This window comes from Actinomycetota bacterium (assembly GCA_035540895.1).
Classification (GTDB): Bacteria; Actinomycetota; JAICYB01; order JAICYB01; family JAICYB01; genus DATLFR01.
Genome location: DATLFR010000069.1, coordinates 1 through 10,834, shown reverse-complemented (window position 1 = coordinate 10,834; position 10,834 = coordinate 1). Strand labels below are relative to the sequence as shown.

General features: G+C 71.5%; 13 protein-coding genes. 5 read left to right on the top strand and 8 right to left on the bottom strand.

The genetic code is table 11. From position 1 onward, the window contains the following. On the bottom strand, positions 1-406 hold a 406-nt coding region (locus tag VM840_04020), incomplete at its 3' end, for an LLM class flavin-dependent oxidoreductase (GenBank protein HVL80742.1). Positions 407-506: 100 nt separating this feature from the next. After that, positions 507-1,373, bottom strand: a complete 867-nt coding sequence (locus tag VM840_04015; protein HVL80741.1) for a hypothetical protein — start codon at positions 1,371-1,373, stop codon at positions 507-509. A gap of 52 nt (positions 1,374-1,425) precedes the next feature. On the opposite strand from VM840_04015, the gene VM840_04010 reads away from it, so the two are divergent. Together VM840_04010 and VM840_04005 are read left to right on the top strand one after the other, a co-directional pair. Next, positions 1,426-2,364 (top strand): EamA family transporter, encoded by a 939-nt coding sequence (locus VM840_04010; protein HVL80740.1) that lies wholly within the window; start codon positions 1,426-1,428, stop codon positions 2,362-2,364. 2 nt (positions 2,365-2,366) lie between these two features. Then, positions 2,367-2,831: a pyridoxamine 5'-phosphate oxidase family protein gene (locus tag VM840_04005; protein HVL80739.1), complete on the top strand. Its 465-nt coding sequence runs from the start codon at positions 2,367-2,369 to the stop codon at positions 2,829-2,831. Here the strand turns inward: VM840_04005 and moeB are convergent. The 3 genes from moeB to VM840_03990 all read right to left on the bottom strand — a co-directional run bounded on the left by moeB (position 2,825) and on the right by VM840_03990 (position 5,288). Next, a complete protein-coding gene (gene moeB / locus VM840_04000) occupies positions 2,825-4,012 on the bottom strand; it encodes a molybdopterin-synthase adenylyltransferase MoeB (protein ID HVL80738.1) in 1,188 nt (395 codons plus the stop codon). The genes VM840_04005 and moeB overlap by 7 nt on opposite strands. Before the next feature lie 89 nt (positions 4,013-4,101). Continuing rightward, on the bottom strand, positions 4,102-5,040 hold the full coding sequence (gene sepH / locus VM840_03995; GenBank protein ID HVL80737.1) for a septation protein SepH: 939 nt from the start codon (positions 5,038-5,040) through the stop codon (positions 4,102-4,104). A gap of 50 nt (positions 5,041-5,090) precedes the next feature. Continuing rightward, positions 5,091-5,288: a hypothetical protein gene (locus tag VM840_03990; protein ID HVL80736.1), complete on the bottom strand. Its 198-nt coding sequence runs from the start codon at positions 5,286-5,288 to the stop codon at positions 5,091-5,093. Positions 5,289-5,360: 72 nt separating this feature from the next. On the opposite strand from VM840_03990, the gene VM840_03985 reads away from it, so the two are divergent. Further along, complete coding sequence (locus VM840_03985; protein HVL80735.1) at positions 5,361-6,056, top strand: MBL fold metallo-hydrolase; 696 nt, start codon at positions 5,361-5,363, stop codon at positions 6,054-6,056. On the opposite strand, the gene VM840_03980 is transcribed toward VM840_03985, so the two are convergent. Further along, complete coding sequence (locus tag VM840_03980; GenBank protein HVL80734.1) at positions 6,053-6,280, bottom strand: hypothetical protein; 228 nt, start codon at positions 6,278-6,280, stop codon at positions 6,053-6,055. The two genes, VM840_03985 and VM840_03980, sit on opposite strands and share 4 nt — an antisense overlap. 66 nt (positions 6,281-6,346) lie before the next feature. Between VM840_03980 and VM840_03975 the strand changes: the two genes are divergently transcribed. Next, complete coding sequence (locus tag VM840_03975; protein ID HVL80733.1) at positions 6,347-8,038, top strand: DEDD exonuclease domain-containing protein; 1,692 nt, start codon at positions 6,347-6,349, stop codon at positions 8,036-8,038. Positions 8,039-8,188: 150 nt separating this feature from the next. Next, entirely contained in the window at positions 8,189-9,601 is a 1,413-nt protein-coding gene (locus VM840_03970) for an RNA polymerase sigma factor (protein HVL80732.1), read from the top strand. A gap of 60 nt (positions 9,602-9,661) precedes the next feature. Here the strand turns inward: VM840_03970 and VM840_03965 are convergent, their stop codons facing one another. Continuing rightward, positions 9,662-10,099, bottom strand: coding sequence for a hypothetical protein (locus VM840_03965; protein HVL80731.1), 438 nt, complete (start codon positions 10,097-10,099; stop codon positions 9,662-9,664). A gap of 16 nt (positions 10,100-10,115) precedes the next feature. Then, positions 10,116-10,349, bottom strand: coding sequence for a DUF3072 domain-containing protein (locus VM840_03960; protein ID HVL80730.1), 234 nt, complete (start codon positions 10,347-10,349; stop codon positions 10,116-10,118). Positions 10,350-10,834: the final 485 nt, after the last annotated feature.

Here is a 10,834-nt window from a genome sequence, read left to right as displayed (position 1 = left end):
CCCCCGACAGGAGGCCCTTGATGATCCGGACGGCCTCCTCGAACCTGTCCACGCGCACCTTCGGCGGGTCGTACGTGATGCCGGACTGGTCGTAGTCGGACCGCATCCAGCCCGCGCCGATCCCCAGCTCGAGCCGGCCCTCGCTGAGCAGGTCGAGCGTCGCCGCCTCCTTGGCGAACACGACCGGGTGTCGGTAGTCGTTGTCCCAGACGAGGGCGCCGACCCGCAGGTTCGAGTTCTCGGCGGCCGACATGAGCGCCACCACCGGGGCGAGCTGGTTGCCGAAGTGGTCCGGCATGAAGACCGTGGAGTAGCCGAGGTCCTCCGCCTTGCGGACCTGCTCGAGCCACTCCTTGCGGGAGCCGGCCATCGAGAGTTGGACACCGAACCGGAAGGGCTTCGCCATGGGACCTCCTCGGGACACACGTGGGGGCCAGGGTAGCCGAACGGGCTCCGGCTCCAAAGCTGCCGTCGGCACCCCGCCAAGGTGTCGCCGGGCGGTGGGATCACACGGGCTGGAGCACCCCTCGCAGCTCCACGACCCCCGCCCCGAACTCCTCGTCGAGACGGGCCTGCAGCTCCGCGTGGGCCACCGTCACCGTGACCACCACGACGCCCCGCCTCTGGTCGGGCGACCCCACCCAGGGCGTCTCTCCGAGCTGTCGCAGGAACGGGACCGCGCGCTCCTGCACCTGCAGGAGGTGGCTGTACAGGGGCTGGTCCCGCTCGACGACGCAGAGGTGGCCGCGCCAGCTCGACCGCAGCACCCGTTCCGCCTCCGAACGGGATCCGGGCCGCACGATCGCGCTGACGACGTACGGACCCTCACCTCCCCGCGGGTCGGTCACCCATAGGGCAGCGAGCCCCGGCACGTCCTCGTGGGGCACGCCGCGCCATCCGGTCGCCTGCGGATCGACCGCCTGGGGGTCTTCGCACGCCGGGCGGAGGTCGACCTCGGGTGGAGGGTCCCCCACGGGACGGGGCGGTTCCGGCGGCGCGACCAACGTGAAGCTGTCCCCGTCGTAGGTCCCGCGCACGTACGCGTCGCCCCACGTCGTCCCCCCCTGCGACTCGACGCCCGGTAGGCCGTCCCACGTCCACCCTCTCACCTGGAGACCACCGCACTGGGGCGGGAGCGACTCCATGACGCCGCCCACGCAGAGGTTCGGCTCCCGGCCGGGAGCCTCGATCACCGTTCCGGACCACTCGTAGACCTGGTCGGGGCCCGGCCGGGGCGGCAGCGGGGTCCGGGCGGTTGGCGCGGGGCTGCTGCCCGGCGGCTGGCCCCGTCCGCACGAGGTGATGGCCAGCAGCAGGACGACCGCGCAGCTCGCCGCCCCCCGTGCTCGCGCGAACGATGCGATCCCCCTCACGACGGCGAGCATAGTCCAGCACGCCGTCCGACCCCCGTGAGATGCTGACGGGGTGGAGGCCGCCCCCCGGACGCCCGACCCCCTCACGCTGGGCGCGTTCGCCCTCGCCACGACGCTCGGGGGCCTGAACTTCATCGCCGTGCGGTACAGCAACCGGGAGCTCCCGCCGTTCTGGGGGGCCGGGTTGCGCTTCGCCGCCGCCGCGCTCCTGTTCGTCGGCATCGTCGCCCTCCTCCGGCTCCCGTGGCCGCGGGGTCGAAGGCTCGTGGACACCGCCCTGTACGGGGTCCTGGGGTTCGCGGTCTTCTTCGCGCTGATGTACTGGGCGCTCGTCCGGGTGACGGCGGGCGCCGCGACCGTGGTGCTCGCGATCGTCCCGCTCATGACCCTGCTGCTCGCGGCCGTCCAGGGACTCGAACGGCTGAGGGCGCGCAACCTGATCGGGGCGCTGCTCGCCGTGGCCGGGATCGGATGGATGACGTTCGGGCCGCGGGAGGTGTCGGTGCCGCCGTCCGCGGCCGTGGCGATGCTGCTGGGCGCCGCTGCGGTGGCTCAGAGCCTCATCGTCGGCAAGCGGCTGTCCGACACGCATCCGGCCGTGACGAACGCGGTCGGCATGTCGGCAGCGGTGCCGCTCCTGCTCGGCGTGTCGCTCGTCGTCGGCGAGTCCTGGCACCTGCCCCGCGAGGCCCCGACGGTCGCAGCGGTCGCATACCTCTCGACGCTCGGCTCGGTGGGGCTGTTCGTGCTCGTCCTGCTCGTCGTCCGGCGGTGGACCCCCTCCGCGACCTCCTATGCCTTCGTCCTGTTCCCGATCATCACGATGGCTCTGGAGGCGCTCATCTCGGGGGAGCGGGTCACGCTCGAGGGCGTAGCCGGCGCGCTGCTCGTCATGGCCGGTGTGTGGTTCGGCGCCCTCGCGCCGGGAGCCAAGACCCCACCCTCCGCGCTCCCCACCCACGGGCTCCCGGACGCGGCCGCGAACACCTAGACGTGCCGCTCCCCCGCTCCCTGCTGCGCATGACCCAGGAGGAGCTCGACACGTTCCTCGTGTCCGAGCGCACGTGCCGGGTCGCGACCGTGTCCGCCGACGGGGAGCCTCACGTCGTCCCGCTGTGGTTCGTGTGGCAGGACGGCGCTCTCTACGTGACGTCGCTGAAGCGATCGCGCCGGACGAAGGATCTCGAACGCGGCTCCCGGGTAGCGGTCTGCGTAGACGCTGGCGAGGCGTACAGCGAGCTGAAGGGGGCCGTCCTGTACGGGACGTTCGAACCGGCCCCCGACGACGAGGCCACCCAGGCCGCGAAGCGCACGTTCGGGACGAAGTACTGGGGAGGCATCGAGATGCCGGACGTCCGCTCGCATGCCTGGCTCGTCCTGCGTCCGGACCGCATCGCCTCGTGGGACTTCGCGAAGATCCCGGCCGGACGCGACCCCCGGCTACGCGACCGTCAGTAGACCGGGATCGTCGCGTCCACCTGCTGGGCGTAGGCGTTGATGCCGCCGGTCAGGTTCCTGGCCTTCGTGAACCCGATCGAGTGCAGGAACTGGGTCGCCTGCGCGCTGCGGACACCCGACCGGCAGTAGACGATCAGGTCGTCGGCGCTCGACAGCTCGTGCACGCGGTGGGACAGCTCGCCCAACGGGATCAACTTGTCGGTGAACGGGAGCGTCGATATCTCGGCCTCGAACGGCTCCCGGACGTCGAGGACGTACACGCCCTCCCCCGACCGGACCCTGTCGGCGACCTCGGACGGCGTCAGGGCCGGGACCTCGTCCTGAAGCGACGTGTCCTCCTCACCCCGGGGGAGGCCGCAGAACTCCTCGTAGTCGATCAGCTCGGAGATGGTGCGGTTCTTCCCGCAGATCGGGCACTCGGGGTCCTTGCGGATCTTGATGTCGCGGAAGGACATGTCGAGCGCGTCGTAGAGCTTCAGCCGTCCGAGCAGCGGGGTCCCGGCTCCCGTGATCAGCTTGACCGCCTCGGTCGCCTGGATCGAGCCGATGGTCGCGCAGAGCACGCCCAGCACGCCGCCTTCCGCGCACGAGGGGACCATCCCGGGCGGCGGGGGCTCGGGGTACAGGCACCGATAGCACGGACCGTTATCGGCCCAGAAGACCGACGACTGCCCCTCGAAGCGGAAGATGGACCCCCAGACGTACGGCTTGCCCATGAGCACGCACGCGTCGTTGACGAGGTAGCGGGTGGGGAAGTTGTCGGTGCCGTCCACGATCACGTCATAGGGCTCGAAGATCTCGAAGGCGTTCGACGAGTCGAGGCGCTCCGTGTGGAGCACGACCTCGACGAACGGGTTGATCTCGGCGATCGTCTCCCGGGCCGACTCGGCCTTGAGGCGGCCCACGTCCGACTGCCCGTGGATGATCTGGCGCTGGAGGTTGGTCTCGTCCACCACGTCGAAGTCGACGATTCCCAGCGTCCCCACGCCCGCCGCGGCGAGGTACATCGCGACCGGGGAGCCGAGGCCGCCCGCGCCGATGCACAGCACCTTGGCCGCCTTCAGACGCTGCTGACCCTCCATGGCCACGTCGGGCATGATCAGGTGGCGCGAGTAGCGGCGGACCTCATCGAGCGTCAGGTCCTCACGGCGGTCGACGAGCGGGGGGAGCTTCTCGGTCATGGATCACCTCATGGGTCGTCGGACGACCTCGGGGGAGAGGGGTCCATCCATCGTAACCGGGCCGAGCCGCGATCTCTTCCGGGAGCCGGCTAGCGCCCGGACCGGCGCTTCGCGCCCTTGCGAGGCGCGGCCTTGCGGGCGGCGGCCGGCTTGCGCTTGCGCGCGGCCGGCTTCGCCTTCCGGCTGGGGCGCTTGCGCGTCGGGGTGCCGCCCTCGTCCTCTGACTCGCTCGAAGACCGGACGGCCTTCGCCGCCCGCGTCTCGGGGGACGGCCACCACCCGAGCTCCCGGGCGAGGTCGTTGCGGGGGTGGACCTCCCGGGTCTCCTTCGAGAAGTCCCACTCGGCGGCGCGCCGCTTGCCCCGGTGGGTGAACCTCAACCGGACCCGCCACAGCCCGGTCCGCGTCCGCCTCGCATCCCAGCCCTCGTCGATGCCCTCGAGCGTCTGCTGGGTCGCCTTGCGGTCCTGGAGGTTGCGCACGACCGCGTCTCCCACCGGGAGCCCCGACGGTCCGAGGCGCGCGCGCTGCTGATAGGCGGCCCGCGTCATGGCGACGACTCCGCGGACCTCGTGCATCACCGGGCCCGTGAAGCGCTCGACCCATGCCTCGTCCACACCCGCGAGGTCGGCGACGTCCTTCACGCTACGGCCCTCCCGCAGCAGCGACTGCACCTCCCGCAGCGAGAGCCGGCTCTCCTGCTTCGGCGCCTTCTCGGGCTCGGGCTCGGACTCGGGTTCGGGGGCTGCGGGAGGCTGCTCGGCGGCCGCGGGCGAGCCACGTCGCCCGGCCAAGAGCTCCCTCACTTCCACGAGCGTGAGCTCGTCGGCGGTCAGCTTGCGTCGCCGCCCCTTCGGCTTCGGCTCGGCGACCGCTCGCTCGGCCCGGGTCCCCTCCAGCTGCTGGAGCGACTTCCAGAACTCGTCGTCCACCGGCACCCAGTACGTCCCGGTGCGTCCCCCACGGCGGCCGCTGAACACCAGGCCCTTGAGGTCGGGCGTGAACCCCAGCAGATGCAGGCGGATCATGTCCGTACGATAGTGGGGTCACGCCCCGCCCGGTTACAAGGACGTGGCGTTCACACCGCCCGGGGTCTTCGGGTCATCCTGATCTCCGGAACGAGCCCCACGCTCGCCATCGTCCGGACCGCCCTCTCCTCCTCGGCGTCGAAGACGATCGCGTCACCGGGGTCGTCCGCACGCATCAGGACCGTCACGATGCAGTCGTCGCAGTGGTGGGTGCCCTGCATCTGGCACTCGTCGCAGTCGATGAGCATCCTGACTCCTCTCTAGAACACGTGTGCGTATCGTAGAGTGGCCCGGTGACACCGGAGTGACGTGGAGGGGCGATGTCGGTGACCAGGCTGAGCCACGACGTGTGGGCCATCGCCCATCCCTTCGTCAGCGCCTACGTGATCGTGGCGGACGAGCCGGTGGTGGTGGACACGGGCGTCGCGAAGCGGGTGACCGACCTGGTCGTCTCCATCGACCGGATCGGGGTGCACCCGCCCTCGGTGCGCCACATCGCAGTCACGCACTACCACCTCGACCACATCGGGGGGCTCTCGCGCCTGCAGACGATCGCCGGGAACGCGACCACGTGTGTCCACCCGGTGGACGCCCCCGTCGCGCGCGGGGAGGCCCCCCACCCGGGGCCCTCGTCCGGTGGATGGAAGGGCAGCGTCGGAGCGTGGCTCGGACCGCGGCTGGCCGGACGACCCTCTCCCGCTCGGGTCGACCGCGAGATCCTCGACGGCGAGCACGTCTGCGAGGGGCTGCTCGCGGTCCATACCCCCGGACATACGGGAGGCCACGTCTCCTACCTGTGGGAGCCGGAGGGGGTCCTGTTCGTCGGTGACGCCGCGTCCAACATGCGGGGGGAGCTGGCACCGCCGATCGGGTTCTTCACCGAGGACCGGCAGCTGATGAAGGAGTCGATCCTCCGCCTCGCCGGCCTCGAGTTCGAGGTGGCCGTCTTCGGGCACGGAAAGCCGATCGAGCGCGACGCCGCATCTGCGTTCCGCGCCCTCGCCGGGTCGCTCTAGGCCTCCTCCGCCTCGAGCGCGCCGACCGCCTCCACGTGGTCCGGTGAGTTGCACCACCGGCAGCTCACCGACTCGACCTCCCTCTCGAGAACCTCCTCCTCCTCCACGCGCAGGAGTCCGCCGATCGTGAAGTGGTGGAAGGCGCGGGTCCGGCGTCGTTCGACCACGTCGAACCTCGTGAGGTTCCCGCAGAGCCTGCATCGGTAGCGCTGAGGCACGTCCATGCCTCCATCTTGACGACCCGCGACGACGGGCGGCCCGGTGTCGGTGGCGGATGGCACCTTGACCGGATGGAACGAACGCACGTTCGTGGAGGTCTCACGCCAACGAGGCAGGGGCGGATCGACGACCTGCTCGCCCCCCTGCACGAGGTGACGTTCTGCGCCGTTGACCTGGAGACCACGGGCGCGAGCCCGAAGACCTGCGAGATCGTCGAGATCGGCGCGGTGAAGTCCCGGGGTGGCGAGCCGATGGGCACCTTCTCCACCCTCGTGCGTCCGGCCGGCGACCTCCCGGTCCAGATCCAGCTCCTCACCGGGATCTCACCCGGGGTGCTCGCTGGAGCCGAGCCGCTGCCGGCCGTCCTGCCCGCCTTCCTCGAGTTCTTGGGCGGCGCCGTCTTCGTCGCGCACAACGCCCGCTTCGACTGGGGGTTCATCACGCGCGCGTGCGCCGTGCTCGACTACCCGGTGCCAGAGGTGACGGTGATCGACACCGCCCGGCTGGCCCGCCGCCTGCTGCGCACGGATGTCCGGAACGTGAGGCTCCAGACGCTGGCCGCGCACTTCCGGACCACCCACCAGCCCGTGCACCGGGCGTTCCCCGACGCGGCCGCCTGCCTCGAGGTCCTGTGGGGGCTGATCGAGCGAGCATCGGCCTACGGCGTGTTCTCGCTCGCCGAACTCGTGGAGCTCCAGAAGGTGCGCTCGCACCCTCATGCCGAGAAGGTGCGCCTGGCCCGGGACCTGCCCCGGACGCGCGGCGTGTACACGTTCCGCAACGCGCAGGGAGAGCCGATATACGTGGGGAAGGCGGCCGACCTGAGGGCACGGGTCCGTTCCTACTTCACCTCCGACGAACGCAAGCGGATGGGCGACCTCAGGGCGGAGGTGGCCTCCGTGGACGTGATCGGGTGCGCCACCGAGGTGGAGACCGACGCGCTGGAGGCCCGCCTGATCGAGAGGTGGGCGCCCCGGTACAACCGGCAAGGGGTCCGTCGCCGGCCTCCCGCCTACCTGAAGCTCACGACCGAGAGGCACCCTCGCTTCTCGGTCACCACGTCCGTGCGCGACGACGGCGCGCTCTACGTCGGACCGTTCGCCACCCGCGCCCGCGCGCAGGCGGCCGGGGTCACCCTGGCCGGGCTGTTCGGGGTCCGCACCTGCACCATGCGCATCACGGCGGCGACCGCAACCGATCCGTGCCCCCTGTACAGGCTCGGGTCCTGCCACGGGCCGTGCACGGGACGGGCTCCCGATGCCGATGCACACACGGAGGCCGTGGAACGCATGCGGCGCGACATGGGAGCCGGACTGGCCGCCGCCCGGGAGGCGCTCGCCCTGAAGCTGGGACGGCTCGCCTCCCAGGGCCGGTTCGAAGAAGCCTGCGGACACCGCGACGCGTTCGCGGACCTGGTCCGGACGGTGGACCGCGCCCGCGTCCTGGCCGCGATCGCGGGGGCCGGGCTCGTCCGGCTGGAGGCTCCCGACGGGCCCGTCGTCCTGCGAGACGGACGCCTGGCCACCGATAGCCCCGTCCCCCCTCGCATCGGGGGCCCGGAAGGGCCGCTCGCCCTTAGCGTCGAAGGACTACCGGAGAGGGCCGCGGTCGCGTCCTGGATGAGCAGGACCCCAGCCGTGCGCTTCGTCGGCGCGGAGCGGCCCCTGGCGGTGCCATGGCCCCGTCCGGCTCCCCCCCAGCGCATCGAGCTCGCGGTTGACAACCCCCTTGACAAGGGCTTGACAACCGCGGGCGGATGTTGACAATCGCAGGTGAGAGCTATTGACAGGCAGGACTCCGCGCCGCGGAAGAGAAGCTCTGCACACCCGGGCGACCACCGATAGCATCGAGTTCGACCGGACGAGCTGACCACAGCCTGGAGCTCGCCGACGCGAAGGAAGGAGCCACCCCCCTTGGCCAAGACCCAACCCAAGAAGGCCGCGCCCGCGCCCAAGAGAACCGCGGCCTCCGCCGTCAAGACGGCGAAGAAGCCCGCCACCCCCGACCGCAAGGCCAAGGGATCCGACCGGACGGAGTCGGTCCCGGCTCGCAAGGTCGCTGCGAAGGCAGCCGCCAAGACGTCCGAGAAGCCCGCGGCATCGGCGCGAAAGGTGTCCGCGAAGGCCGCCCCGAAGGCGAAGGCTGCTGCGACTGCGAAGGTCGCGGCCAAGGCCAAGGCCCCCGCGAAGGCCGCCCCCAAGGCGGCCGTGAAGCCGAAGGCGCAGGTCAAGGCCGAGAAGGCGAAGGGGAAGGCTCCCGCCGTCCTCGCCCCCGCCGAGGGCAAGGCGGCCGGCAAGGCGACCGGCAAGGCCGCCGCTGCGACCGCCGACGAGCGCAAGCCGGGGCGCGGTCCGGCCCCCAAGGTGACGCCGAGCCGGGGACGCCCCCGCGGCGACCGGGAGAACGTGTTCGAGCAGGGAGAGGCCGACCTCGTCCGGATGTACCTCCGCGAGATCGGACAGTACCCGCTGCTCACCGACCGCCAGGAGGTCGAGCTCGCCCAGGCCATCGAGGCCGGCGAACGCGCGATCAAGCGCTTGGAGAAGGAGGGGCACAAGCTGTCCCAGCGCCAGCTCCAGAAGCTCGAGTCCGACCGCGACGGCGGCCGCTTCGCCCGCCGGCGGTTCATCCAGTCCAACCTGCGGCTCGTCGTCTCGATCGCCCGCCGCTACCAGGGGATGGGTCTCCCGCTGCTCGACCTGATCCAGGAGGGCAACCTGGGCCTGATGCGCGCCGTCGAGAAGTTCGACTGGCGGAAGGGGTTCAAGTTCTCCACCTACGCCACCTGGTGGATCCGGCAAGCGATCACCCGGGCGATAGCCGACACGGCCCGCACGATCCGCATCCCCGTCCACATGGTGGAAGCGGTCCAGAAGGTGCGGAAGATCCAGGAGGAGCTCCTCGACAAGCTCGGCCGGGAGCCGACGATCGAGGAGATCGCCAAGGAAGCCGCCTTCACGCCGGACAAGGTCCAGGAGATCTTCCGGATCATGCCCGAGCCGGTCTCCCTGGAGACCCCGGTCGGCGAGGACGAGGAGACCGAGCTCCTGCACTTCATCCCGGACGAGCTCGCCGAGGCCCCCTCGGAGTCCGCGCTGCAGTCGATGCTCCAGGAGGACCTGCGGTCGGTCCTGGACACGCTGTCCGAGCGGGAGCGGCGTGTCCTCGAGCTGCGCTTCGGGCTGGCCGACGGACGTCCGCGCACCCTGGAGGAGATCGGCAAGGAGTTCAACCTCACCCGGGAGCGGATCCGGCAGATCGAGGCGAAGGCGCTCGCGAAGCTGCGCCACCCGAGCGCGCCGGCGAAGCTGAAGGAGTACGCCTAGGCTCCCGCCGGTTGGGCGAGCTAGGGGCGCAGCCTCAGCGCGGACGGCAGGTCGGGCCCCTCACGTGTCCCAGCCCGGGACCTGCTGGTTGCGGTGGGGGTTGGGGTCCACCGTGTGGCGTCCGGGGCCCTCGCTGAAGTCCACCCGGACGACCGCTTTCACGTTCATGCACGCCTCCCCGTCGTCCAGGAGGACGAGGCGGACGCCCTGACGTGGGTCGTCGTGGCGCGGCACGAGCAGGACCGCGTCGGACGCTGCCCTCTCCAGCGGGATGGACACGGCGTACCCGTCGAGCGCCTCGAACGTCACGTGGGTGACGTCCGCCGGCGGATCGGCGTCCACCAGGACCGCCTCGAACGGGACCGCGACCATCCCCTCGGCGATCGCACCCGCGCGCCGGACCGCGTCCTCGGTGGTCAGCTCGGCCAGCTCGTCGCGGTGGTACCCCGCGCCGTGCTCCACCGCGAGGTCGTAGCGGAGGGTCGCCTCGTCGTCCACCCGCCGAGCATATGCGTCAGCTGTCCTGGGTGAGTCGTTGGCTCCGCTTCTGGAGCTCGTCGATCATCCTGGACGCCTCGGCCTTCGACAGGCTCGGGTCGAACGGCTCGTCGGTCTCCTCGCAGAGCGTCTTGAGATAGGACCGCTGGGCTCCCGTCATCGGCTCGTCACCCGTCACCCAGCTCTCCGGGTCCTTCTCCGTGTTCGACTGCGGCTGCTGCTCGATCTTCGCGTCTCGGTCCTCGGTCATCTCGTCCTCCGAACATGTGTACGGCCAGGCGCCGTGATACCCGTGGACCTCGCGTCCCACACCTAGTTCCGGACGCGGCGGCCCGGGGGCCACGGGGGCCATGGCGCATCGCGCCGGCGGGCCCGCGGCTACGGGGCCATGGCGCATCGCGCCGGCGCGCCGGAGGCGGGGGCGCCGCTCGGGTCGGTCCGACGGCGGAACGCGCCGCATGGGGCGCCCCGCGCCGGCGCACCCACCCGGTAGCGAGCGAGTCGGCCGGTGAGCCGGCAGGACGCGCCACCCAGGGCTCCCACGGCTCCTCGCGCTCCGCGCCCGGGGCTCCCACGGCTCCTCGCGCTCCGCACCCAGGGCTCCCACGGCTCCTCGCGCTCCGCACCCAGGGCTCCCACGGCTCCTCGCGCTCCCGCACCCAGCGCTCCCACGGCTCCTCGCGCTCCCGCACCCCCCGGGGCTTCCCGGCTCCCCCGCCTCACCCGGCCCGGCGC